Here is a 24534-nt window from a genome sequence, read left to right on the forward strand (position 1 = left end):
ATAAATCATTCTCTCTATCTTGCTCAGCTCCTTGTTATATTTCTAGAATGCACTATAATTAGTGCATCATGGAAACAAATGAACGTGCTTCATATCTCACATTCCGATCTATCTTCTCTGAAATGGGTTGCTTCTCCCTGAATCAAATACGCTTTGGTGGAGTATACCAAGTGGGCAGGAACTCCATTTCCCGGTGGGTTAAGGAAGGCAAGCTAATACAGCTTAGGCAAGGAATGTATGCATTTCCCGATGTAAAGCAGGATGGTGATGCCCCATTCTACATTGCAAACAAGCTCTATACACCATCATACATCAGCATCCACTCGGCACTCGCTTTCTATGGAATGATACCTGAAGCGGTAGTTCAAATTACGAGTGTCGGCAGCAGAAAAACAACCTTCTTTGAGAATGAGCTGGGACAGTTCAGCTACCATACCGTGAAAAGGGAAGCGATGTTTGGCTACACAATCGAACAAAGTGCCTTCCATCCAACTTGGGGAATGCTCATCGCTGAACGGGAAAAAGCAATCTTGGACTTGCTCTACCTGTATCCACAGTACACGAGCAAACTGGACATGCTTGACTTGCGTCTGGACCTGGATGACGTCGATATAGTAAAACTCGATGCCTATACAGTGCAGTATGGAGTAAGAGCCCTCGAAAAGCGTGTACAAACCTTGAAGGAGGCGTATTCTATATGATCGATCTACAAGCATTGCAACACTACTTTCCCGTCACGGTACAACGAAGAACAGACTTGGCTGCTTATATGGTAAAAGAATACCTGCAGTGCCAAATATTGGAATATCTAGGCCATACGCAATATATGGAGCACCTCACATTCATCGGTGGAACAAACCTCCGTTTGATCAAGCGAATCGACCGTTTCAGTGAGGATCTCGATTTTGATTGCAAGAACCTCAGTTCTGAAGAGTTTCAGGAGATGACAGACTTGGTAATCAAGCATCTTTTGGACCAAGGGTACAACGTTGAGCCAAAACCGCAGGAACATGAGGGACTGCATGCCTATCGAAGAAGCTTGTATTTCCCCCAGCTTCTCTTTTCCTTGAACCTCAGCGGTTATAAAAATGCAAAATTCCTTATAAAGCTTGAGATGCAGGACCAAGGATACACCTATCCTGTTAAGCGTGCCTTTATCCAGAGCTGTGGTTTCCATTTCCCTGTCCCTGTTCCTCCGGATGACATATTGTGTGCCATGAAAATTTCAGCTCTGCTTTCAAGAACAAAGGGAAGAGATATCTATGATGCTCAGTTTCTGCTAACACAAACAAAGCCCAACTATGACTTTCTTTCAGTAAAGCAAGGGATTACAAGCGAAGCCGAGCTCAAGCAGGCAATTCTGGAACGTCTCAAACAAGTCGACCTATCTCTGAAGCAGCATGATTGTGAACATCTGCTCTTCGACAAACAAAAGAGCAGTAGCATTCTCTATTTCCCAGAATTCATACAGTCCTACCGTGAAGCCTGAGCACTCACATTCACCGCTAATGGTACCGAAAGGTTTATACTCACCGAACCCTCGACATCGTAACCGACCGACTTAATGTAGTACCTTCCGGCTTTCAAGTTCACCGTCCGGTTGGCATAGCCTGAACCTTGGATAAGGGTGACAACTTCCTGCCGGACGGTATCGACGAGAACCAGCTTGAAGTGTGTGGTATCGACAGAGCTGCTGATGGTAATAGTCACGTACCCACTCTGGTCGCAATCGAGGCGGTAGAGCGTCTCGATGCCATGAAAGCCTCGAAAGGAAAGGCTAGCATTGCGATTTGTGAGACTCAAATTCCGATTACGGTAAAAGAATGAGTCACCGGCTTGCAGCATCCTCTGCTGGTCATCGACAATTGACGGTGAATAAGAACCGAGGCAGATATTGCCCATGAACGAGCAGGAACTCAAGACGAGGCAAACGATACTAAGCAAAAGTAAATGTTGTAATTGTTTCATAACGTATCTCCAATGCCCCAAACTTAGATTTATTACAAAAAAATTACACTCAGAAACTCTTCGTAGTTACGCTTTCCTACGACCAAGTATTGCCTATCAGGGAGTGCGATGGTACGCTTTTTCCCTATGAAGCACTTCATCCTACTGGTCTACATTTTGATCTTCTCCACCGGCTTTGCCTCCCTTGCAGGCTTGGGTGTGCTTGCTGTGCGTCTCTCTCATCCGTTTGTCAAACGAATGCTCTTGGTGCAGAGCCTGTTCATCGCCAACCTTGCACTGGTTGCCATTTACTACTATACCATGCAGGTGGTAGAGCTCGTCGGAACTTCGTCTTCAATAGACTTCACCTTCGGCATCATTGCTACGATTCTCAGTATTGCCCTCTACGGGTCGTTGGTCTTTCTGCTGTCACTTCACTCATTTCGCACTGCTAATAAAAGTCTCTATAAAACAGCTCTCGCCCTTTGTTTGACAACCATTGCCATCCAAATCGTGCATCTGCTCTCTGCTCTACTCGGGTCGCCTGGGTTGGTGCAATCGTCACTGTGGCAGGTTGCCACCTATTTGATAATTGCCCTGGCAATGGGAGCCCTAGGTCTTCTGCTCATAAAAAGCCGCACAAGCAATGACCACCCCTCCCTTCAGATTCTCTTTAAGGGAATCGGGCTATGCTGCCTACTCTTTGTTCCCATGGGGGCGATAGAGTATGTTCTGGAAGTATTTTCCCTGTATGCCTACCAACCGCTGAGTTTGGAGTATCTGCTGTACTTGGGCATCAACATCACAATTCTCTTGGCCGCTGTACAGGTCCTTGCCAAGCAACCTAAAAGCGGAGCCGCCTTTGGTGAGCTCTCTTTAGAAACAGCGAAGCGCTTTCTGCTCACCGCCCGTGAGCAGGAAATGGCATCACTCATAGCACAGGGACTTACGAACAAGGAAATCGCTTTTCGTCTCGGTATTTCCGAGGCAACGGTACGCACCCATATCTACAATCTATTCCAGAAAGTCGGTGTGCAAAGCCGTATCGAACTGCTGAATGTGCTGCATCAATAGGGCTCTACGATACAGTACGTAGATGAGTTTTACAGTACTCAACGTTTCTTCCGATAGGTTTTCCCTCACTGGCTCCCTACACTTGGCCTAGTAAGGAGTCAACAATCATGCATCACAAATTCATCACAGCAAGCGTTCTCATTTTTTGCCTACTTCTTCTGGCAACTTCCTGCACCCACACAGCGAAAGTACAGGATGAAGAGGGAAACACACTCGCCCTTGAGCTTCATAGCAAGCAGAGAGTCTCGATCAACGGTACCAAGCAGACCATCTACACAGCAGGAACTGACAAGAACAACCCAATTCTTCTGTGGCTCGACGGAGGCCCCGGCGGCTCGGAGCTTGCCTGGGTGAGAAAGTATCTGGGGCCGCTGCATCAGGATTTCACCATTGTCTGCTGGGACCAACGAGGTGTTGCTGCAAGCTTCAAGGCAGCAAAGAAAGGACAAAGTGTTGAGGACTACGTCCTGGATGTCATCGCCCTCTCCGAGTACCTGGTAAAGGAACATGGACAGAAAAAAATCTTCCTACTTGGTCACTCCTGGGGTGGGTTCATCGGAGCCTTGGCAACCCAACAGCGACCCGATCTCTACCATGCCTTTATCGCAGCCTCCCCGCATGTGAACTCCACCGAGAACGACACCATCGGGTACCACATGATTCTGGATGGAGCCAAGAAACGGGGCGACACCAAAACAGTAGCGAAGCTTGAGGCTATCGGCCTGCCTCCCTATGAGAAGCTGGACAAGAAAGGCAATGTAATTGGCGATGGGGATGCTTACTATGCAGTGCTTTCGCGTCTCTATTCCTACAGCCCCAAAGCCCTTTCAGACTCGGGTTTCCGTTCAGAGATTCTATTCCTGGCCCCGGAGCATTCATTCTTTGATCGAATCAATCTAATAAAGGGCTTAATTCAGGGAGTGAAAGAGGTCTATCCACAGCTGAGGCACCGTAGTCTGGAGAACGAAGCAACTCAGTTCGACTGCCCTTTGGTGGTAGTCAATGCTACATACGACTACAGCTGTGTAGCATCAATTACCGAGCGATGGTATTCCAAGGCAAAAGCACCAAGCAAGCACTACCTTTGGCTTGAGCGATCAGGGCATAACGGTGTGTATACACAAGCATCCATGTTCATCGACTTCATGGTCAGTGAAGTTCTGCCGCTGAAGAACTAAGGTAGGTTTACAAGATTTTGTAAGCTATTTTGAAATAGCTTACAAATATTTGTATGCCCCTTGACTGAAGCAGTTCACTCCTCCCTCCTTTCATTGCAGGGAGGAGGCAAGTATGGTAGGCTTGAATGAAAAAGGAACACCGAGTAGACGTTTATCAAACACTATTCTATGCCTGTTTTTTAAGTAAATAGTAGGATAAATTCTTGTTTTTTACTTATATTTTACTTATATTATAAATGAAAATTGAATGAAAATTGAAAGCCATCAAACAAATGAAGAAGATTCCAAAATCAGATCAAATGAGAATTTCTGCCCATGTTGACTCACTGGAGGATGGAATCGTAATCATCAGCATTGAAGAGGTAAGAAAACGTGATGAGCGCACATACTCAGTATAGCAGAGTGGTTGGATCGGATGGTAAAACACACTATTTCCTCGTGCCTGTGGAAGACTTTCAGAAGTTGATAGTCCAATCAAAACAAGATGAACAAATTTCCATACCCAATGCTGTGGTTAAACTCCATCTGTTGGATGAACTCTCTGTTATTGCAGCATGGCGGACATATCTGGGATTGACCCAGGAGGAAGTGGCGCATAGGCTCAATGTCTCTCAAGCTGCCTACTGTCAGATGGAAAAAGCGAAGCGTCCGAGACAAGCAACAAGGAATCGAGTTGCTATAGCTTTCGGGTTGGATGCACGACAGCTTTCTTTCTAGAGTATCTGAGGTTTTCTTGTAATCCTGGGATCGGTAAAAATATCCTCTTCATCAAAGCTGGGAGTGGAGAACTCTGAGACTACCGCTCCCTCATCTCCCGCCTGGAACCAGTGCTTGGTATCGGGTTTGAGGGTGTATTGCTCTCCCCCAAGGAGCTCTATCTCATGAAAGACCGTATAAACCCCATCAACAGGCTTGGCCTTGATGGGATTTGTTGTCTCTCCATCCACATAGAGAAATACCCTCCCCCATCGGCAGCGGAAGGTCTCCTCCTTGCCGATGTAGGAGCCGAAGGCGGGGTGACGGTGCTCAGGGCAGGTCTGGCCCGGGAACAATACAAGTTCCTTGGCACAGACACGTTCGGTATTCAGGTAGGTGATCAACTCAAGACCGGTATGAGAAAGGTCGTTCAAACCAAAGTCGGCAACCTCGATTGAGGCTTTCTCTTCCTTAGTAAGCACAATCTGTGCCTTTTCAAAGAAAGAAATGGTTCGCTCTACCGCCTTCTCATACTCGCTCTTGCTGATCATGCTTACTCCTAATACTGCAACTTCGAAGCTTCGAGCATCTTCTCAAAGAGCTCACGTGCCTTGTCCAGACTCAAGTTCATCAACGGGTCGGACAGGAAAGCTGTGAACAGAAGCTCGTCATCGTTGTTGTAGATAGCCTCTAGTGTCATCTCTTGGACATCGCTGACCTGCTTGACCAGGTTCTGGATGGCAAGCGGGGGATCGTTGGCGACGATGGGTCTGATCGAATCCTCGCTGATCAAACCATTGCTCTCCACAATCCGGCCCTTGGGCAGGTAGCTGATCTGCCCCTCGTTGGGTCGATTTATGTTGGTGACCATGCTCTTGTCGCCCATCAACGAGCGCATGATGTCCACACCCTCCTCGTCGGAGAGTGCAGCCTTCAGATCCTCGTCCTTGAATGTCCTCTCCCGCTTCTCCTTAGCCTGACGCATTCTCCAAGCATAGGGAGTACGAATGACACCATAGGTGTGCAGGTTCTCATCACTGGTGAGGAAGTAGGGAACGAATTCAGCAAGATGGCGGTCCCCGGCAGCTCCGAGGGAACCGAAGTCACGCAGGAAAGCCAGAGCAATTTTCTGGTCGCAGTCAAACCACTTCTCATTGGCAAGCCGTTCTTTGGCAATGGCTGTCTCATCGGTGAACGTTGCAGGATCGGCAATTTCTTCAATGAGTTTTGCCATCAGGTCGTGACCCTGCCAGAACGCTTTGGTCACGAAGGTGAAATGGTTCACCCCTGTCAGGTCGATCTTGATCTCCCGGCGGTCGGGCGTGGGGACATTGAACCACGCACTGACTTTCTTTGCCAGGAAATTCTGGGTATGAAAAACCTCGTGACAGCAGCCCAAGGCCTTAATGTTCGGGAATGCCTTGTACAGCGCTGCAGTGCACAGCGTCATGGGATTGGTATAGTTGATAACCCAGGCATCGGGGCAGAACTGCTCAATTTTCCTGGCAAGGTCGAAGAACATGGGGAGCGCACGTCGTGCACGCATAATGCCGCCAGGGCCTGTGGTATCACCGACGGACTGCAGAATGCCGTACTCTTCGGGCAACACCAAATCGCCGTACCGGCATTCGGTCTTCCCCGGCTCGATGGAGATGATCACCATATCACAGCCGCTTAAGGCCTGACCAAGGTCGTCGATGGCGATGACATTGAACCGGCCTTCACTCTTGTTGACGGCAAACACCTGGTTCGCTACGGCAATATTGTTGCGGGCAGCCTCTTTATCGATATCGTACAGAACCAAGGTCCCATGGGTCATGGTATTGTACGCAAGATCTTTCATGAACTGGATGGCCCACAGACGGCCACCGCCTCCAATAATGCAGATACGGGTCTCTTTCATCTCATCCCTCCTATCAGTAGGTGTAGTTTCCCCTCTCCATGGAAAGAAGAACAGGTTGTTTACCTTGACATTGAGTATCTTTTTTTGACATTTCTTAGTAGAGTAGGCTCATGTACACCTTGGTAATTGTAGACGATGAAAAGGAGCTCTTGGAAGGGCTCAGCAGCTATTTCCCTTGGGAATCGATTGGATTCGAGGTAGTCGGCTCCTTCGGCGACGGCCGCAGCGCCCTCGCCTACTGCAAGAAGGAGCGCGTCGATGTACTACTTACCGACATCCGAATGCCCTTCATGAGCGGGCTCGAACTGATCGAGCAGCTCAAAGCGCTCCCCACCTGTCCGCTCTTTTGCATTATGAGTGCATACAACGACTTCGAGTATGCCAAAAAGGCCATCAGCTACGGGGTCCAGGAGTACTTGGTCAAACCTGCGGCCTTTGAGGAGATACAGGCAACGTTTGAGAAAATCCGCCACACCCTCGATGGAACAGTACCGTCGGCTGCTTCCGATACCGCCCAGGATGCAGGCAATCCCTTGGTCTCCCAAACCTTTGTCATCGTTCAGAAACGCCTCAGCTCCTGCACCCTGCAAAACATCGCAGGCGAGCTTGGGGTGACGTCCAGCTACCTCTCGCGCCTCTTCAAGGAGGAAACCGGCCAGAATTTCCAGGACTACCTGCTTTCAGTGAAGATGGAGACTGCAAGACGGATGCTCGAAAGCAAAATCGGATACAAGAATAAGGAAATCGCCCGAGCCCTGGGCTACCAGGACACCCAGAACTTCTGCAGAACCTTCCGAAAGTGTTTTGGCAAAAGTCCGCAGAAATTCAAGACGGAGATGGGACAATGAATGCACGACCGAATAGAATCGTAAGGATTTTCATGCGCCACAGCCTTCCTCTGGTCATTGTCGCGCTCCTGCTTGGCAGCGGAGCCATGTTTCTGTCGCGCAACTTCATCCGCAGCAATTCAGTACTGCAGGCAAACCAGAAGCTTGCGGCCGTCCAATCCTACTACGATGTAATACTTGATGAGATGGACAGCCTGAGTTTGATGTTCAGCACCAACCCCGAGATGATGGCCCGCCTGATGCGTGTCCTGCAGGAAGGAGGACGCGTCGACTTGGACAACTACCGGGAGATTCGGCTCATCCGCTCGTTCCTGTCCGCCCCGGCCAATGCCCGGCCGTACATCCACAACATCTATGTATACCTGGAAAATCCCCAAGACTTGGTACTCAGCGCCGACCTGGCCTTCATTCCACTCTCCCACCTGGAAGATAGTTCCTGGTTCGGCACCTACCAAAACCTGGGCGACTCCAACCAGAGCTACTCCGAGCGGGTACACCTGAAGGCCGGCACTCCGACCGAGCAGTCCATCATCCGCATCATGCGTCCGATTACCAGTCAGCTCAACGCCCGCATCGGTGTGATCGTGCTGGACATCAAGGAAGCCGCACTGTCGGAAGCCTACCAGTTCCAGGAAGGAGAAATTCTGCAGGTGCATACTAGAAACGGAGAGTTGCTCTTCTACAATACCGTCAAACCTCAGCACTATGCAGACGAGGACATGCAGTATTTCCAGGCGGCCTCCAGCAAATATGGCTGGAAATATACCTTGGGGATGTATAAACCGATGCTCTATCGGCTCTCTGCCACCCTGATGTACTACACCATCGCACTCACCCTCATAGCACTGTTGCTGGGTTTGTACCTCACCCACCGCACAAACCGACAGGAGCGCAAGTTCCTTTCCAATGTCATGAAACAGCTGACGCAGGTTGCCGATGCCGACCTTACCGGAGAGGGACCCGAGGAGTACCGAAACATTTTCGACTACCTCAACCACCACGTGATCAAGACATTCCTGGAGCAGGACTACCTCAGGTGGCAGAAGGAAGCGATGGAGTACCGGGCCCTGCAGATGCAGATTAACCCGCACTTCCTCTTCAACACCCTGGATACGATCAACTGGAAGGCAGTCAAGTTAGCTGAAGGTGAGAACGATGTTTCGCGCATGATTCTGCTGCTCTCCAAGCTGCTGAAGTATTCGCTGCAGGTTGACGACTTTAGCGGCGTTGCACTTGCTAAGGAGCTTGAACAGACCAGCTACTACGTCGAGCTGCAGAAAATCAGGTTCCCCGGTCGCTTCACCTACACAGAACACATCGATCCAACACTGCTCGATGTACGGGTTCCCAGCCTGTTGCTCCAGCCCATTTTGGAGAATGCCTTCAACCATGGCTTTGTCGAGGGAAAAGTGCTTTGCATCACCGTGGATGCTTTCAAGGATGCAGAGAAGCTGAAAATCGTTGTCACAGACGATGGAAAAGGACTGGACGAACATGAACTTGCAAAGCTGAACAACAACCAAAGCGATGTGCTGAAGAAAAAGAAATCCCTTGGGCTGATGAACATCAACAAGCGTTTGATGCTCTTTTCCCAAGGGAAGTCCCCCATCGTCGTTGCCAGCGGGAAAACAGGGGGTGTGACCGTTACGATCGTCCTCCCGCTGAGAAGAGAATAATCAGGCCTTCATACCAGTGGTGGCAATACCTTCAACGAAGTACTTCTGAGCTGCAAAGAAGAGGACGATCGGGGGAGCGATCGAGATCAGGCTCATGGCCAGAATCTGGTTCCAGTTGAACTCGGTGGATATGTCCATCGTCATCCTCAAGCCCAGGGCAACGGGGTACTTTGCCACACTGCTGATGTAAATCAACACGTTCAAAAAATCATTCCATGTCCAGACAAACTGAAAGACGATGACTGAGAAAATGGCCGACTTGCACAGCGGCAACAAGAGGTCCTTGAGGATGATGAAGCTGTTGCAACCGTCAAGCTTTCCCGATTCATCCAATTCCAGGGGAAGGCCGCGGAAAAACTGAACCATCATGAAGTTGAAGAAGGGAAAGCATCCCAGCATCGCAGGAACGATGAACGGCAGGTACGAGTCAAGCCATCCCAGGTTGCGGAAGAAGATATACCGCGGAATAAGAATAACGGTAGCCGGCAGCATCATCGTCGAGAGCATGATGGTGAACAGTGTCTTCTTGAAAGGAAACTCAAAGCGTGCAAAACCGTAACCGATCAAGGTTGCACTGATGGCAGTAAAAATGACGGTGGGAATTACCATGAGAAAGGTGTTGTACAGGAAGGTTGAGAAACCATACTGGCCTGAACCTTTCCACCCTTCGGTAAAGGCACCGAACATCGGGTTTTTCGGCAAAAGTCCGATGGTACCGAATATTTCCTCGTTGCTCTTGAAGGCAGCCCCGATCATCCACAGAAGCGGATAGGTCATGATATACGCCAGGACAATCAAGAAGAAATACGAAAGGAATTTTGCTACAGGGGTTTTTCTCTTGATCATAGCGAATCTCCATAATGGACCCAGGACTCGGAGGAGCGGAAGGTCAGGCTGGTGAAGAAGAGGATGATGGCAAACAGAATCCACGAGAGGGCCGAGGAGTAGCCCATCTTGAAGAACTTGAAGCCTTGGTCGTAGAGCATGAGGCCGTAGAGGTAGGTCGACTTGAGCGGACCTCCCTGGGTAATGACAAACGCACTGGTGAAGTCTTGGAAGGCGTTGATCATCTGCATGATGAGATTGAACAGAATGATGGGAGAGAGCTCGGGGATGGTAATTTTCCAGAAAATCCGCATCCGTCCCGCCCCATCGATCCGTGCCGCCTCATAGAGGCTGACCGGAATCTGCTTCAGCCCGGCCAGAAAGAGCAGCATGGACGAGCCGAACTGCCAGACGGTGACCAAACTGACGGTTCCCAGTGCAAAGCGGGGATCACCCAGCCAGTCCACGGCCTTGATGCCGAAGACGGCAATGATGTTGTTCACCACCCCTTGGTTCATGAACAGATACTTCCACAGTACGCTGATGGCCACACTGCCGCCGAGAATGGAAGGTATGTAGTAGAGGGTACGGAACAGGTTGATACCCTTGATATTCTGATTAAGGATGATTGCAATAACCAAGGCGAAGGAAATCTTCAGGGGGACTGCGATCATGACATAGTAGGACGTCACTTTCAGCGACTGCAAAAAAGTCGCGTCGGCAGTGAAGATTTTCTTATAGTTCTCCAGTCCAAGGAACTTGGGATCCCCCAGAAGCTGGAAATTGGTGAAGGAGTAATAGAAGGAGTTGATCAGGGGAACGAGCTGGAGCAGCAGAAACCCAATGATCCAAGGCAGGATGTACAAGTATCCTGTGTAGTTGTAGCGTTTGCGTATTTGCATCTCAATTCCCTTTGCTAGAAGCCATCCGTCCGTAGTGGACGGATGGCAAACAATCATGATTTACAGAGTTGCGAGAGTAGCTTCGAGATTCTTGATCATCTTGGCGGAAGCTTCAGCGGGAGTGAGCTTTCCAAAGCCGAACTCATCGATGACATCCTGCATGGTCTGGATAACTTCGCTGTTCATCTGGTATACGCTCTGGGGCAGTCCTGCCTGGGCGATGCCTTCATTGGTAGCCTTCTCAGCCATGGTCGTGATCATGCCTTTCTGGGCAAGTACGCTTCTTCCGACGGTGGTCGAAGGAATGCCGCGTGCAAGACCGAGCAGCTCAAGGGCCTGGGCGTCGGTAAACAGATAGTTGAGTACCTTGATCGCTTCGGCTTTGTTCTTGGAGTTGTTGTTGACAACGAAAATCTGGGACGGTCTCATCAGCACTCCGCTGTTCTTGGCTCCTGCCATGACGGGGAACTGGCGGGTTACCATCTTCCTGGCTCCGATGTCCTTATCCATTGAGCTCACCCAAGTCCAGCTGGTGGCCATTTTGCCATTGATCCACGACGGATTTTCCTGGAACTTCTGGTAGAAAAGGGAGGTCTGGCTGAAAGGAGCTACGATGCCCTCGTCGAACCAACGCTTGAAGTAGGTGAAAGCCTCGGTGCCCTGAGCCTGGGTGAATGCAACTTTCTTGTTGCCGTCTACCACTGCACCTGCGAGCTGGGCGATATAAATCTCAAACCAGTAGCGCATGAGGTCCGGGGTTGCTCCGCTGAAATACGCAGTCTTGTCCTTCTGGTTGATCTTCCTGCCCTCGGTGACGATATTGTCCCACGTCCATTTGGTGTTGGGATCGATACCGGCTGAAGCAAGCATGTCTGCATCAACGATAAAGGTGTTGACGTTGGTTCCGGTGGGAAGTCCAAGAAGCTTTCCGTTGTAGGTGCAGTAGTTCTTCAGGAAGTCTGCATCAAACTGGGAGAGGTCGACCATCGAATTGTCGATGGTTGCAAACACGTCTCCCTTGGAGGCGAGTTCGGCAAGCCAGGGCTGGTCGATCTGGATAATGTCGGCAGCAGTTCCACCGGCGATCTGGGTCACGATTTTCTGATAGTAGCCGTCCCATCCGCCATACTCACCTTCCAACTTTACGTTGGGGTTGCTCTGCGTATAGGCATCCATGGCTTTGAGGGTCGGGGTGTGGCGTGAATCTCCACCCCACCAGCTGAGCCTGAGGGTAACCGGTCCGGTTTGTGCTGCAGCTTCTTTGGTTCCTGCTGCAAACACGGTTCCCATTGCCAACATGGCGATGAGAAGCAGTACGAGTGTCTTTTTCATAACGAGCCTCCATTTGTGAACTAAGTAGCTGTAGTCTGAGATGGTTTCTCTACTCTTACCAGCAAGAGAGTTTTGACAAAGTAGTATCATTTCTTGACATTGAAGAAACGAAACCTCCATTGACCGATAGCATAAACACCTGTAGCGTACAGGAAAAAGGGAGGTCTTGCCATGGCGTATATTGATGCTCATGCCCATATATTTGAACAGCTTTGCGGGTTCGGTGCCGACGGAGAACTGAGGGCTATGCCCAAAGGGAAAGCCATCTGGGCTACTGGAGAGGTTATAGACCTTGTTCCATCCTGCTATGGTGACACAACCTTTCCCGCTGAGCGATTCCTTGAGGTGATGGATGCGCATGCCATAGAGAAGGCAGTGCTGTTGCAAGGTGGCTTTTTGGGCTTCGCCAACCAGTATCTGAAGGAAGTAGTAGAGAAATATCCCACACGTTTTGCAGCTGCAGCAACGTTTGACCCCTATTGCCGTAATGCACAGAAAATTCTGGACAATGTGCAAAAGAGCTTTTCTCTCTTCAAGTTCGAGCTTTCCACCGGTTGCGGCATTATGGGCAGCCACCCCGACTTCGCGCTGGACAACAGCTTGATGATGGGCTTCTACGAACAGATTGCAGGGAACAAGGGTGTATTGGTTTTCGACTTAGGGAGCCCCGGTGATGGATCACACCAACCCAACGCGATACGAAATATCGCACGACAGTTTCCTAATCTTGAAATTGTCATCTGCCACTTGGCTAGTCCGAGGCGCCAGCATCGGGCGGAGCTTACCGATGCTCTACAGACCATGAAAGCCGAGAACATCCACTTCGACCTTGCCGCCCTGCACCACAAGGTACGTCCCGAGGCCTATCCCTTCCCTACCGCACAGGCGTTCATCAACCTTGCAAAGGATATCGTGGGGTCAGAGCACCTGATGTGGGGTACTGACGCTCCATCGACGTTGGTACAGTACAGCTATGAGCAGCTTATGGAGTATCAGAGGCTTCTCTTCAGTGAAGCTGAGCAGGCCTTGGTCTTTCATGACAATGCACAGCGGCTGTACTTCTCCCGATAGCAAGTAGCTCTATTGAACTGAGACAGTTTCACTGATGGGTGCAATTTCACTCTATCAGTGAAATTGCATGCATATTCAGCGTGCATCTATCTCCCGAAGAACGTAGATACTGTGTTGGAACATGTTCTGCAGTCGTTTTTGAAGGTACATCCTTTACATGTCTCCAAGTGCATAATACGTGTCGATATTTCAGTGAAAGAACACAATGCGACATCCATTTCGGCGTGTAGGATTGAAAGGAGATACTCAGCACTGGACAAAGCTCTCTGTAAGCCATTGTTTTGCTCCATACGTGCAAAGGCTTGAGAAGAGGCGAAATATGTTTCTGTTTTTTCATAGCCAGGGATGAACTTGTGCAACGCATTATTGATAACGCTTTGACATGACTCATATATTCGACTTTTCGGGTTGTCCAGAAACTGCAAGAGGAACCAAAACTCAATACAAGGATTGCTGGTGATGGGCAGTACTGTACTCGGCAATCTGCTACATGAATGTTGGAATTCTTGAAGCTGATGGTTGGTTAATCCCGCTATATTCACCAGTGGAATCCCGGAAATTTTCATCAGTTAAATCCGTATAATCTTCACCACTTGTTTGCCTGTACCATAGGGAATCTCCTCCGACTTGGGGGAGCAATTCGTAACTATGGAGGTAAGAACAGATGGTATCTTACAAATGGATTTTCGACCTACCTTGCTCAGGTTGAAACACCCCGCTGAACCACAACGAACTGATGCTGATCAGAGAAATCATGGACTACCGGCCAAACTATTAGAAAACCATCCTGATATCCCATCCCCGCCGGATGACTGGGCTTCGATGATGCAAACCAATACCAGCTACAAGGTTTCGATGATCAAAACCCTGACCGAAGGAGCGACTGTCGTTAAGCTGAAATAGGGTTTTTAAACCGGTGACGGTTCAGGCCGTCACCTCCATCACTGGTGAATTATTACCGAATTATACTGGTTAGATTTCTCCGGATTTAGATGGTGAAAGTAACCGGATTATCCATGCTATCCAAATCGTTTTTCAAAAATTGATTTGAATACTATTTATACACATGTCAAGTACTTGTTACGATACTCACAATTCCTAACCGATCGTCATGAATGCAACATCCATGGCTTTTCATTGTGACAAAGAGGGTTCACAATTGAACGGGTGCTACGGGGAGGAATGGTGATGGATTCAACAATCAAAACACACGAAATCAGCAGTACAAAGCTGGTGCTTCTGATATTCGTGCCCACGACCCTTGTTACCGGCACCTATGTGGTGTTGGGTATGATGCAAACCACCATCCCATCCCTCCTACTCTTTTACCTGTGTGCCACAGCAATTCTCTTTCCCCTTGAACTTGGAATTATTCTGTATGCAAGTAAAAAGGAGTACGGGAAAATCTCCTTACGAAGTGCCTTTTTTGACCAAATGAAGCTGCAATGGTGGAAAATCCTACTGTATGGGTCATTACTCTTTGCCTTTGCAGGGCTCATGTCCATTACGGTTGCTCCTTGGGAAGCTAGGTTGTTTGTCCCGATGCAGCAGAACATCCCTGCGTATTTTGATTGGAATGCCCTGGGTCAGTATCCACGCACTACCGTACTCATTACGTTCGCGTACTACTTCCTCTTTAATGGATTTGTGGGTCCCATCACCGAAGAACTGTTTTTCAGGGGATATCTCACCTCACGAGTAAGCAGATTCGGCAAGGCTGCACCGCTGATCATCACCATCCTTTTTTCGCTCTACCACTTCTGGGCGCCCTTTGGGAATATTTTCAGGATTGCCGTCTTTTTGCCTGCGGCGTATGCAGCCTTCAAGCTGAAGAACATCTACGTATCGATGGTCTGCCACTGCCTGTGCAACATATTCTCGGTGATTATCTTCATTACAGCAATTTCGGCCTGATCAGATAATCCCTTTTTCAGAAAGAGCCTCTACTACCCCATCAGCAAGGCTTGGGCAGAGCTCATGCAGTGTTGCAAGCTGCCAAGCCAGTTCCTTATCTGCATCCATACCAAGGAGCGTTACCAGCTTTCTTCCGTAATAGACCGGCCCCATGCTGTGGTCGGCCATATGGGCGGTTGCCACTGCCTGCCCGACAGCACGGCAAAAGAGCTTGTAGGCCGGGTCTGCAACGCTCTGGGCATGTTTGTGCACTGATCTGCTCATCCCCATTGCTTCCCCGGTGCCGACAGAGCCTTCACCCCATTGCTTTCCAATTTCCAGTGCTTCCAGTAACAGGGAATCGACGGATGTTGACAGGTAGGGAATGAGGTGTTCTGTCATTGCAAGCGCCCAGCTCATCAATTGCCGATGATGGTCCATTTCCAACAAGCCGCCTCGATGTCGGGCGATAAACCGTGGATTACGCACGGCCTTTCCTCAATGCTTGATAGGTTGTCTGCAGCAACTCTAGAAGCGTCTGAGCCAGGTCCTCTGAGGACCATAGTTCCTTATGATGCATGATTACATGATTGCGTACCTGATAGACTTCCTTCCACCGTACGGTCCCGTCCCGATAGGAGAGCGGGATGCTGATCACCAAGGGTGCAGTTATACCTCGCTGGTAGCGTGCGGGTACCCACACATAGGCAAACGGCTTGCCATAGTGATAGGCGATCTGGCTCTTGGTTACTTTCATGGTAGAGGGACCAAGGGCTTTGAGAGCCTCTTCTACAGCAGTGAAGAGAGAGAAGGATTGGGGAAAGTCCTGGAAGAAGTGCTCAAGGGTCATACCTAGATAGTACTATACCCCTGACCAAATTTAAACAGATTGCTTCCCTATCGCATTCCGCTTTTTCAATGCTACAATGCAATCAAGTGAGGAACTATCTGTGGAGCAAAAACAAGTCGTCATTACCGAGAAGATACCCATCGGCATAAGCTTGTGTGCCATGGGAGGGCCGGTTCGCTATAACGGCAAGGGCATCGATGTTCTCTCTGACTTGGGAAGAGAGAAAAACGACTTTATCTTCTACCCTGTCTGTCCTGAGTGCCAGGCGGGCTTGGGTGTCACCCGCGACCCTGTACACCTTTCAGGAGGAAACGGGGAGCAGGTTTGGAGCGGGGAAGCCGAAGTAAAGAACCGTTCCGGCCGGTTGGTGACCAAGCAGATGAAGCAAGGTTCCCTAGAGTGCCTTGAAGTACTCAAGCGCTCGGGTGTCAAAGCCTTCATCTACATGGATGGCAGCCCTTCCTGCGGGGTATATCGTACAACGCTGAAAAGCACCAAGCGGGGCAACCCTCCCGGAGTCTTCGGCTCGCTTCTGCTTGACGAGGGATTCTTCCTCATTCCTTCCAGTGATCTGCAAAGCCCGCTGAAGTGGTGGGATTGGAGAAGGCGGCTGCTCGCCTTCCATTGGTTTGCTAACCATCCACTACACTCCATGCAGGAACTCTATGAGACTTGGTATGTGCTCAAGTTCCTCTGCCAGGAGTTGGACAACACGTGGGCTAGGGAGATGGGGCGTACCCTTGCATCCCTTTCCAAGGGAGACTTCGCCCAGTTTGAGCCGACATTCAGAGCCCAAGTATTGGATTTGTTGCGTCGTCCTTCCACTACGGTTAAAATCACCAACAGCCTGTGGAAGCACTACTCCCACTACCGAAAGAAGAAGGGCAAGACAGTTGAGGAGATCAACAGCCCGGATTTCAAGCGCAATGTTACCACCATTGCCAAGGAACTAACCAAAATGGAACGCACCGCATTGGAGGACGACTTCCTCTTTGGAGCGAGTCCGGTCATCTACCGGGACAAGAGCCGGCTGAGGGCGCTTGAGGAGCAGAAAGAAAGTCGCGAGGAATCCTAAGCTCTGTGCTGCGGGATTCTCGTATACACGTAAGAGCACACTGCTGAAGTCAAGGGACTTACCAGTACCAGTCCGATGGAGCCGATGAGAGTATGCAGGATCTCAGAGGCTACACTTTGGGAGTTGAGAATGCTCATCAGCGGGGTCCCTTGGGCCATATAGACCATCATGATCGTCAAATAGCTGCCGATATAGGCAAGCAGCAAGGTGGTGGTCTGACTGCCCACTACCGATTGGCCGATATGCATACCGCTAGCAAACAACTGCAGCCGGCTAATTTGAGGATTGTGCAGATGCACTTCCTCCAAGGCTGCGCTGATATCGATGGACAAGTCCAGAATTGCCCCGCTGCAAGAGAGGTAGATGGCTGCCTGCAGCAGCTTGGTCAGATTGACATGACCAAAACCGGCAAACAGCAGGGATTCAGCCCAGCTCAATACCGCTCCATGGATGGCAAAGTACCACGTGCCGACCATGGCAAGAAGACAGGTGACCAGCGAGCAGAGCAGGGAACTGGCAATAGCACAATATGCTTTTCTGGTGAGCCCGGCCACCAAAAGCAAACAGGAGACAGTCAATACAGCACCCACCAACAGGGCGACAAGAATCGGCTCATACCCCTTCAGGCAGAGAGGGATGAGCACTTTCCAGATCAAGAGGAACGCAAGGGTAAAGGAGAGCAGCGTCCGAGCCCCCTTCCATCCTAAGACCATGAGTACCAGAAATGCAAAAACCCCAAGCAACTGCAACTCTTTGGAGACCCGGTAAAGACTTACCATGTTGGCGAACACTATCGAGCCGTCCCCGCCCCGCTCCACCAGCACCCAAGCAAGGTCTCCCTCCTGATAGACGGTATCGAACTCCAGTTTGCCCCCCAACAAGTTAACTGCATTGGTTTCCAAATTCTTATAGGGAGCCTTGAGCAAGCGGACGGTTACAACCTGTTCCCCCATCCTCACCACACCTTTTTGAATGAGATTGGTATTGTCAACGGCAATGACACGGGCCTTGCTGCCCAAGGCATTACTGTACAACTCGCGTTCAAAACCGGTAGGAATCAGGAACAATACAACAGCGAAGGCAAGCAACACACCGATCAAAACCCGTTCGCGAACAACTTTATGTAGTTTCATTTCTTCATCCTTTGCAAGAAATCTCCCCCCGGATGGGGGGGAGAAGAAGGGAGAAAGTAGTCGTCCCTGTTACACAATACCAGTCAGTTGCTTCAACTTGGCATACACCTCGGTGTTGTCATAGGAACCACTAAAAAGCTCGCTGCCGCTTCCATAGGCATACACTCCTACCGGAGTTCCGGTGTGAGAATAACTGGTCCAACCGATACCTGCCTTGTTGTTCAGGATGTGCGTCAGGGTGACGGAGAATGGATTGTATCCACCATAGAGCAAGTAGGCTTGGTCACTGCCGTCTCTCTGCTTGGAGGGCAGCATCGCCTGCTTGAACGATGCTTCAAGCTTGGAATACTCAAGAGCTGAAAGCACCAAAGCTTTGTTGGCTGTGTTTTTACCAGGTGCCACCAAGCCAAAGTCTGCTTCCACCAAGGCCATAGCCTGTTCGAATCGCAGACTGGGATTCTGTTTCTGCAGTGCAGTAAACTTCTCATCGAAGGCGATATAGGAGAGCTTCTGAGCATCCAGGATATCGAACGCTGTGGAGTATCCCGTACCGGCATAGCCGATGGTCATACCACCGGTCTCATGGTCGCCGGTCACCACAATCAAGGTCTCTTCTGGGTGCTTTTGGGCAAAGGCGAGTGCAACATCGATGGATTTATCAAAAGCAAGCAGATCGTAGATTTCGGCGGCGGCATCGTTGGCGTGGCAAGCCCAGTCGATCTTGCCTGACTCCACCATCATGAAAAACCCATTGGGATTGTCCAACACCTCGATTCCTTTCTGTACAAACAGCTCAAGGCCGATATCCTCAAAGCCCATGTCCAGTGCATAGGGCATTGAACCGCTGTCCTGGAGCCTTGGGCTTTGGGCATAGACCTTGCCGCTTGCTGAGCTGAGGTTGCGTATTTGGTCCGCATCGTCGGTAACCAGGTAGCCTGCTTCCTCAAGCAACGTATAGATGCTCTTCTTGCCACCATCGTCAGCCTTGTTGATCGCTCCACCTCCAAAGTAGTCGAACCCGCTTTGTACCATCTGTAGGCCGATGTCGTAGTAACTATTGCGTGAAGGTACGTGGGCATAATAGGCAGCAGGGGTGGCATGGTTGAGGGTGACAGTGGATACTATACCCACCTTCCAGCCCTTCTGCTCTTTTACCTGTTCTGCAATGGTCTTGCCAAGCATCTGCTTGTCGATGCCCAGTCCGAGCGTTCCACTATGCGTCTTGTACCCGCTGGAAAGCGAAGTTGCGGTGGAAGCTGAATCGGGACAGAAGGATGTTGCATCGTAGGTGGTCTGCAAACCAAGAACCGGGAATGAAGTAAAGGTAAGAGGCTTGAGGGAGAGCTTTCCCTTCTCATTGCTGCCCTTCAAAACCTGTGCAGCATTGATTTGCACATGGCTCATACCATCACCGATGAACATGAATACGTACTTGGGCTGTGCTTGTACAGGCATTGCACTGCTACCCTGAATTTCTCCCGCGGCTTGTGCCGAGAGACCTGCCATGACTGCTGCTGCAAGCAGCAAAACCATCAGTAAATGTTTTCTCATGTATTCCTCCACAGAAATGTCTGGATGGCCACACACTGCGCTATGATTGCGAGGTTTTCACCAGCAAATCATGAGAAATAGTTCAGAAAAGTATGAGAGCCGGCTCTGGCCTCCCAGCCTCAAGGCTGCTACGATGTGCTCATGTATGAGTTTCCTATCCTGAACAAGCGAACACGAAAACGTGAATTCTCCCTCTATACCGACGAACAACGCTCATCGGTTGTGTACTACTGGCTCTTCAGCAGAAAAGGGTTTCGAGAGCTTGATGCGCTTTGCCTTGGCCTTGATGGTTTGGTCAGCCATGGCTGGCAGTCGATGGGTATCGCCCATTACCTAGGCTTGGACGACACCCATCATGGCTTCTTCGAACAGGCCCAACCCTCGTATGCACTGACCACCCTGCTCTCCCATACCGATTCCGACCCTGCCTATACCCTTATTTATTGCTATCTACGGGACTGGTTTATCGAGCATCCGGCATCGGATGCCCTTACTGAAGACCTGGTAAAAGAGAAGGATCCAGACTACCATACCGACCATGTTGAAGCTTCCTACTGGATTAAGGAGACACTTCTGACTAAGGCTCCCCAGAAAAGCATCGATCAGAAGTTGCTCAGCCTTCTCTCTACTAATTCTCATGATCAGACCGTGAAGATAGGAACCAAGCGTTATTACTACAGCAACGGTGCACTGAAGGAAGCGGTCAAATGCCTGTATGATTTTCAGTGCCAAGTCTGCGGGACACGAATCTATCGTCCCGGTTGGGTCAAGACCTTGAGCCGAGAACAGCAGTGGAACTACCTCAATGCCGATGCCCATCACATCCAGCCGCTCTATCAAAATGGCCCCGACTCTCTCTCAAATTTACTATGTCTCTGCCCTTCCTGCCACCGCAGGTTTCACACCAAAGAGTTTATTTTGCTCGAGCACAATAGCAAAATTGGGTGTGAAGACCAGGTACTGCAAAGGAGTTGGGAAGTGCTTGCCAAGCATCCAATCCTGCTCACTATTTCATAGGTACGGAGAATTGTGCATGGTTTTCCAGCAAAAACTTGCTCAGCGAGTAAGGATTACCAACCTTTTAGCCATTTTTATGATAAAGTGGCTGCAAGGAGATGCAAAGATGGCAACACTGTATGAACGAGCGCTTGGATCGCTGCTTGGCAGTTTTGTTGGTGATGCCTTCGGAGCCCAAACTGAGTTCAAGCGGGAAAAAGACATTCTGAAGCAATTCCCCTCGGGAATCTTGGAGATGGATGCATGCAAGCGATCGGTGGGGTCATTCGGGGAAATCACCGACGATAGCGAAATGGCCATCATGATGCTTCAAAGCATCCTCAGCCACGGTTCCTACTCACAGAGCATGGTGCGAAAAGCATACCAAAGGTGGCGCAATGCGGGACCTGAGGATATCGGTATCACCATCTGCGGTGCCCTCGATGGAAGAATGAATCCCAACAGCCAAGCCAATGGAGCGTTGATGCGGATAACACCACTAGGAATCCTGGGCTGCAAACTATCCATTCCGCAACTTATGCAGCTCTCTGATCTCGACTGCTCCATCACCCACACCAACCCCGTCAGCCGGGATTGCAACCGCCTCTTTGCAATTGCCCTGAGCCTTGCCATCTGCAAAGGCTGGGGTGCAGGGGAAGTATACTCCTACCTGCTTGAATGCGCCCCTTCCTATGTAACGGAAACAGAAGTGCTTGCAGCCCTGAAGAAGGCCAAGGATGCTCCCCCTGACGGCATAGACGGAAGTCTGAAGGGTTGGGTTCTCATTGCCTTCCAGCTTGCTTTCTATACTGTCCTCCATGCAGAGAGCTTTGAGCAAGGCATGGTCGAAGTCACGATGCGTGCCGGTGATGCAGATACCAACGCAGCCATCTATGGTGCATTGGCCGGGGCCTTTGCCAGCGCAGAAGGGATTCCGCTGCGCTGGAGAAAAGCTCTCACTCTGACTGACTGTATCAAGCGACTCTTCGTAAGTGACGAGCAGAGCCTTGCAAGCCTTGCAGAAATATGGACAAAAGCATTGTTGGAGCTGAATACGCAGAGCCAGTTCAATTGATTGCTGAATTTTGCAAGATTTTCATCTTGCGTGTTCCATCATCCAAGGTCACAATCTTGATACTATGACATCTAGAATCAATAAAGAAGAACTTAACGGCATCAGCGGCTATCGTTTGGAAGCAGGGCTCTACAGTGCCTTCATCTGCGCCCAAAAGGGGGCAAACTGCATCCAGCTAAGTAAGGGAGAGGCAGACCTGCTACGCACCCCACCTTCACAAGAAGAATTTTTTGCTCAACCCAATCTGTATGGCACTCCCCTGCTGTTTCCTCCCAATCGCATCAATAGCGGAAGGTTTACGTTTGGAGGCAGGGAATACTGCTTGCCGATCAACGAGCAGGAACGGGGTCATCACATTCATGGGTTTCTCAGCAGCACGCCTTTCAAGCCGAAAGAGCGGTGGTGCACTGCAAAAGAAGCGCATATCAGTTTCCTCTATGAGGCTACCGCCTCTGAGCCCTATCTCTCCTTCGGCCACACATTCTCAGTGGAATCCTCCTTCAGCCTTGATGAGACAGGGCTGACTCATGCGTTGACCATCACCAACACGTCAGAGACTGCAATGCCGGTGGGCGTGGGTTTTCATACTGCTTTCAATGCTGACTTTCTACATGAGGGAAGAGAAGAAGCGTATGTACTGAAGGTGGACGCCGACCAGGAAATCCTGATCGAACGGTCAACGTTCATGCCTACCGGTGAATATGCTAGGGATAACGCACTGCTTACTGCACTGCGGGAGGGTTCCTATAGACCGTATGCTCAGGCACTTTCCAACCACCTCACCACCAAAACTGACCAGGTGCATGAAATCTGGTATACCCACCTACCGAGTCAGAGGAGCATCCATTACAGCACCAGCTCGCCTTTGGACTATTGGATGCTCTTCAATAAGGGGGGCAAGGAAGGGTTTGTCTGTGCTGAGCCGCAAACCTGGATCATCGATGCCCCGAACTCAAAGCTTCCACCCGAAAAGAGTGGATTCCGTGCTCTTGGGATGGGTGAAAGCCTTGCAGTGAGTACTCATCTAGCTTTGATCGGCTAAGGAGTCTCTGGTAGAAAGCAGTTCCTGGATGCCCTTGATAGATCCAAACAAGCCGGCTGCCTCGGTGGGGAGGAAAATCTTCTGGCTGGTTCCATTGGCTAGGTCCTTGGCAATCTCGTTCTGGGAACGCAGCACTTCCATCATCAGCAGGTTGTTCGAACCACCTTGCTCAGCATAGACCTTTCGTACAGCATCGAGGCCGATGGCTTTTGCTTGCTGTACAAGCTGAATTGACTCCGCCTCGCCTTGGGCGAGCAGAATCTTCTCTGTCTTGAATGCTTCGGCCTTCATTATACGGGACTCGCTTTCTCCTTGGGCGTTGAGAATCAAGCTCTGCTTGACTCCTTCAGCTTCCAGTATGGCAGCCTGCTTCTTTCCCTCGGCTATGGTGACTTCCTGCCTGCGGGTACGCTCGGCGCGCATCTGCCGCTCCATATCCTCCTTGAGATCGGCAGGGGGGACAATGTCTTGGATTTCAACACGAAGGATTTTCACCCCCCACTTGTCGGTTGCCTCATCGAGGATGGTGCGCAGCCTTTGGTTCACAACATCACGAGAAGAGAGGCTGGCATCGAGGTCCATTTCACCGAACACGTTACGCATGGTGGTCTTGGAGAGCTCACGGATGGCCATGATCAGGTCGCTGATCTCATACAGGGCCCGGTGTGGTTCCACAATCTGGTAGAAAATCAGGGTGTCGACGGTCAGGCTGATGTTGTCGCGTGTAATCACCGCCTGCGAGGGGATGTCGTAGACCTGCTCGCGAAGGTCGACGCAGTAGATGGAGAGGCCGTCGGGCTTGTAGTTGAGGTGTTTTACCACCCGCTTGCGGTCCAAAAACGGGATAATGAAGTTAATGCCCGAATCCAGGGTTCGCACATATTTACCCAACCGCTCGATGATCATCGCCTGGCCTTGGCTTACCTGCTTAATGCCCTTCAGTACGATGAGAATGACAAAGAACGTGATCGCAAGAATAATATAGAGCTCTTCCATCCCCTACTCCTTTTCCACCAACAGTTTCACCCCTTCGATGGCTTGGACTACGACAATCTGGTCGACACCGATAGGCTTTCCACTTTTTGTCCCGGCGCTCCAGACTTCCTTGCGAACCCGCACCTTCCCTGTTGCCTTGAGGGGGTCGATCGACTCAATGACTACCCCTTTCTCCCCGATCAGGGAGGAGGCGTTGGTCCGAATGCCACCCTTGCCTGCAAACCTATTGGTGAAGATTCTTCTGACGAATACGGTGAGTATGAGCAGCGTTATAGCAAACGTGATCAGAACCACCGACGTAGAAGCTCCGAAATAGACCGGTATTGCAGCTACAATGGTTGCGATACCGAACCACATGATAATAAAGCCCGGAGTAATGATTTCCATGGCCATCAAAAGAATACCAACTGTTACAAATACCCACCACAAATTCATCTGCTTACTCCTTGAGTGATATTCACATAAGAAAAC

27 protein-coding genes are annotated in these 24534 nt (G+C 50.2%); 14 read left to right on the forward strand and 13 right to left on the reverse strand.

The window, feature by feature from the left end; all coding sequences use genetic code 11:
- Positions 1–68 precede the first annotated feature (68 nt).
- Together SPIBUDDY_RS13270 and SPIBUDDY_RS13275 are read left to right on the forward strand one after the other, a co-directional pair.
- Positions 69–701 carry a type IV toxin-antitoxin system AbiEi family antitoxin domain-containing protein gene (locus SPIBUDDY_RS13270; RefSeq protein ID WP_013608281.1) on the forward strand — a complete coding sequence of 211 codons (633 nt, stop codon included), beginning with the start codon at positions 69–71 and terminating at the stop codon, positions 699–701.
- Entirely contained in the window at positions 698–1489 is a 792-nt protein-coding gene (locus SPIBUDDY_RS13275) for a nucleotidyl transferase AbiEii/AbiGii toxin family protein (protein ID WP_013608282.1), read from the forward strand. The genes SPIBUDDY_RS13270 and SPIBUDDY_RS13275 overlap by 4 nt, the downstream gene beginning before the upstream one ends.
- On the opposite strand, the gene SPIBUDDY_RS13280 is transcribed toward SPIBUDDY_RS13275, so the two are convergent.
- On the reverse strand, positions 1474–1968 hold the full coding sequence (locus tag SPIBUDDY_RS13280; RefSeq protein WP_013608283.1) for a hypothetical protein: 495 nt from the start codon (positions 1966–1968) through the stop codon (positions 1474–1476). The two genes, SPIBUDDY_RS13275 and SPIBUDDY_RS13280, sit on opposite strands and share 16 nt — an antisense overlap.
- Positions 1969–2094: 126 nt before the next feature.
- Between SPIBUDDY_RS13280 and SPIBUDDY_RS15870 the strand changes: the two genes are divergently transcribed.
- From SPIBUDDY_RS15870 to SPIBUDDY_RS13295, 3 genes are all read left to right on the forward strand, one after another.
- The gene (locus tag SPIBUDDY_RS15870; protein WP_172634207.1) at positions 2095–3021 is read left to right on the forward strand and encodes a helix-turn-helix domain-containing protein; all 927 of its coding nucleotides are present in this window, start codon (positions 2095–2097) and stop codon (positions 3019–3021) included.
- A gap of 107 nt (positions 3022–3128) precedes the next feature.
- Positions 3129–4199: an alpha/beta hydrolase gene (locus tag SPIBUDDY_RS13290; RefSeq protein ID WP_013608285.1), complete on the forward strand. Its 1071-nt coding sequence runs from the start codon at positions 3129–3131 to the stop codon at positions 4197–4199.
- 375 nt (positions 4200–4574) lie between these two features.
- Positions 4575–4916 (forward strand): helix-turn-helix domain-containing protein, encoded by a 342-nt coding sequence (locus SPIBUDDY_RS13295; RefSeq protein WP_013608286.1) that lies wholly within the window; start codon positions 4575–4577, stop codon positions 4914–4916.
- On the opposite strand, the gene SPIBUDDY_RS13300 is transcribed toward SPIBUDDY_RS13295, so the two are convergent.
- Together SPIBUDDY_RS13300 and SPIBUDDY_RS13305 are read right to left on the reverse strand one after the other, a co-directional pair.
- Positions 4913–5446 (reverse strand): D-lyxose/D-mannose family sugar isomerase, encoded by a 534-nt coding sequence (locus SPIBUDDY_RS13300; RefSeq protein WP_013608287.1) that lies wholly within the window; start codon positions 5444–5446, stop codon positions 4913–4915. The genes SPIBUDDY_RS13295 and SPIBUDDY_RS13300 overlap by 4 nt on opposite strands.
- A gap of 8 nt (positions 5447–5454) precedes the next feature.
- Positions 5455–6798 (reverse strand): family 4 glycosyl hydrolase, encoded by a 1344-nt coding sequence (locus SPIBUDDY_RS13305; RefSeq protein ID WP_013608288.1) that lies wholly within the window; start codon positions 6796–6798, stop codon positions 5455–5457.
- 110 nt (positions 6799–6908) lie between these two features.
- On the opposite strand from SPIBUDDY_RS13305, the gene SPIBUDDY_RS13310 reads away from it, so the two are divergent.
- Both SPIBUDDY_RS13310 and SPIBUDDY_RS13315 read left to right on the forward strand, forming a co-directional pair.
- Positions 6909–7646 (forward strand): response regulator transcription factor, encoded by a 738-nt coding sequence (locus SPIBUDDY_RS13310; protein WP_013608289.1) that lies wholly within the window; start codon positions 6909–6911, stop codon positions 7644–7646.
- Positions 7643–9322, forward strand: coding sequence for a sensor histidine kinase (locus tag SPIBUDDY_RS13315; protein ID WP_013608290.1), 1680 nt, complete (start codon positions 7643–7645; stop codon positions 9320–9322). The genes SPIBUDDY_RS13310 and SPIBUDDY_RS13315 overlap by 4 nt, the downstream gene beginning before the upstream one ends.
- On the opposite strand, the gene SPIBUDDY_RS13320 is transcribed toward SPIBUDDY_RS13315, so the two are convergent.
- Genes SPIBUDDY_RS13320 through SPIBUDDY_RS13330 form a run of 3 tightly spaced genes read right to left on the reverse strand, consistent with a single transcriptional unit; the run spans position 9323 to position 12381 of the window.
- On the reverse strand, positions 9323–10168 hold the full coding sequence (locus tag SPIBUDDY_RS13320) for a carbohydrate ABC transporter permease (RefSeq protein ID WP_013608291.1): 846 nt from the start codon (positions 10166–10168) through the stop codon (positions 9323–9325).
- Positions 10165–11106: a carbohydrate ABC transporter permease gene (locus SPIBUDDY_RS13325; RefSeq protein WP_013608292.1), complete on the reverse strand. Its 942-nt coding sequence runs from the start codon at positions 11104–11106 to the stop codon at positions 10165–10167. The genes SPIBUDDY_RS13320 and SPIBUDDY_RS13325 overlap by 4 nt, the downstream gene beginning before the upstream one ends.
- A gap of 3 nt (positions 11107–11109) precedes the next feature.
- Positions 11110–12381 carry an ABC transporter substrate-binding protein gene (locus tag SPIBUDDY_RS13330; protein ID WP_013608293.1) on the reverse strand — a complete coding sequence of 424 codons (1272 nt, stop codon included), beginning with the start codon at positions 12379–12381 and terminating at the stop codon, positions 11110–11112.
- Positions 12382–12552: 171 nt separating this feature from the next.
- On the opposite strand from SPIBUDDY_RS13330, the gene SPIBUDDY_RS13335 reads away from it, so the two are divergent.
- A complete protein-coding gene (locus tag SPIBUDDY_RS13335; protein WP_013608294.1) occupies positions 12553–13452 on the forward strand; it encodes an amidohydrolase family protein in 900 nt (299 codons plus the stop codon).
- A gap of 86 nt (positions 13453–13538) precedes the next feature.
- Here SPIBUDDY_RS13335 and SPIBUDDY_RS16525 read toward each other — a convergent pair whose 3' ends face one another.
- Positions 13539–14018: an RloB domain-containing protein gene (locus tag SPIBUDDY_RS16525; protein WP_013608295.1), complete on the reverse strand. Its 480-nt coding sequence runs from the start codon at positions 14016–14018 to the stop codon at positions 13539–13541.
- 112 nt (positions 14019–14130) lie between these two features.
- On the opposite strand from SPIBUDDY_RS16525, the gene SPIBUDDY_RS13340 reads away from it, so the two are divergent.
- Positions 14131–14355: a hypothetical protein gene (locus tag SPIBUDDY_RS13340; protein WP_155816124.1), complete on the forward strand. Its 225-nt coding sequence runs from the start codon at positions 14131–14133 to the stop codon at positions 14353–14355.
- 285 nt (positions 14356–14640) lie between these two features.
- Positions 14641–15366, forward strand: a complete 726-nt coding sequence (locus tag SPIBUDDY_RS13345) for a CPBP family intramembrane glutamic endopeptidase (protein ID WP_013608296.1) — start codon at positions 14641–14643, stop codon at positions 15364–15366.
- On the opposite strand, the gene SPIBUDDY_RS13350 is transcribed toward SPIBUDDY_RS13345, so the two are convergent.
- Together SPIBUDDY_RS13350 and SPIBUDDY_RS13355 are read right to left on the reverse strand one after the other, a co-directional pair.
- Entirely contained in the window at positions 15367–15834 is a 468-nt protein-coding gene (locus SPIBUDDY_RS13350) for a putative immunity protein (RefSeq protein WP_041380810.1), read from the reverse strand.
- On the reverse strand, positions 15827–16195 hold the full coding sequence (locus SPIBUDDY_RS13355; RefSeq protein ID WP_013608298.1) for a DUF5655 domain-containing protein: 369 nt from the start codon (positions 16193–16195) through the stop codon (positions 15827–15829). The genes SPIBUDDY_RS13350 and SPIBUDDY_RS13355 overlap by 8 nt, the downstream gene beginning before the upstream one ends.
- 100 nt (positions 16196–16295) lie before the next feature.
- Between SPIBUDDY_RS13355 and SPIBUDDY_RS15875 the strand changes: the two genes are divergently transcribed.
- The gene (locus tag SPIBUDDY_RS15875; RefSeq protein WP_013608299.1) at positions 16296–17270 is read left to right on the forward strand and encodes a 2-thiouracil desulfurase family protein; all 975 of its coding nucleotides are present in this window, start codon (positions 16296–16298) and stop codon (positions 17268–17270) included.
- Here the strand turns inward: SPIBUDDY_RS15875 and SPIBUDDY_RS13365 are convergent.
- Positions 17267–18403 carry a YibE/F family protein gene (locus SPIBUDDY_RS13365; RefSeq protein ID WP_013608300.1) on the reverse strand — a complete coding sequence of 379 codons (1137 nt, stop codon included), beginning with the start codon at positions 18401–18403 and terminating at the stop codon, positions 17267–17269. The two genes, SPIBUDDY_RS15875 and SPIBUDDY_RS13365, sit on opposite strands and share 4 nt — an antisense overlap.
- Before the next feature lie 69 nt (positions 18404–18472).
- A complete protein-coding gene (locus tag SPIBUDDY_RS13370; protein ID WP_013608301.1) occupies positions 18473–19954 on the reverse strand; it encodes an alkaline phosphatase in 1482 nt (493 codons plus the stop codon).
- Between the two features lie 141 nt (positions 19955–20095).
- On the opposite strand from SPIBUDDY_RS13370, the gene SPIBUDDY_RS13375 reads away from it, so the two are divergent.
- From SPIBUDDY_RS13375 to SPIBUDDY_RS13385, 3 genes are all read left to right on the forward strand, one after another.
- The gene (locus tag SPIBUDDY_RS13375) at positions 20096–20971 is read left to right on the forward strand and encodes an HNH endonuclease signature motif containing protein (protein WP_013608302.1); all 876 of its coding nucleotides are present in this window, start codon (positions 20096–20098) and stop codon (positions 20969–20971) included.
- 106 nt (positions 20972–21077) lie between these two features.
- The gene (locus SPIBUDDY_RS13380) at positions 21078–22025 is read left to right on the forward strand and encodes an ADP-ribosylglycohydrolase family protein (RefSeq protein ID WP_172634208.1); all 948 of its coding nucleotides are present in this window, start codon (positions 21078–21080) and stop codon (positions 22023–22025) included.
- Between the two features lie 64 nt (positions 22026–22089).
- Positions 22090–23067 carry an aldose 1-epimerase gene (locus tag SPIBUDDY_RS13385; RefSeq protein ID WP_013608304.1) on the forward strand — a complete coding sequence of 326 codons (978 nt, stop codon included), beginning with the start codon at positions 22090–22092 and terminating at the stop codon, positions 23065–23067.
- Here SPIBUDDY_RS13385 and SPIBUDDY_RS13390 read toward each other — a convergent pair.
- Complete coding sequence (locus SPIBUDDY_RS13390; RefSeq protein WP_013608305.1) at positions 23050–24063, reverse strand: SPFH domain-containing protein; 1014 nt, start codon at positions 24061–24063, stop codon at positions 23050–23052. The two genes, SPIBUDDY_RS13385 and SPIBUDDY_RS13390, sit on opposite strands and share 18 nt — an antisense overlap.
- A gap of 3 nt (positions 24064–24066) precedes the next feature.
- Positions 24067–24498: an NfeD family protein gene (locus tag SPIBUDDY_RS13395; protein ID WP_013608306.1), complete on the reverse strand. Its 432-nt coding sequence runs from the start codon at positions 24496–24498 to the stop codon at positions 24067–24069.
- Positions 24499–24534: the final 36 nt, after the last annotated feature.

Origin of the sequence: Sphaerochaeta globosa str. Buddy, from assembly GCF_000190435.1 — a bacterium.
GTDB lineage: Bacteria > Spirochaetota > Spirochaetia > Sphaerochaetales > Sphaerochaetaceae > Sphaerochaeta > Sphaerochaeta globosa.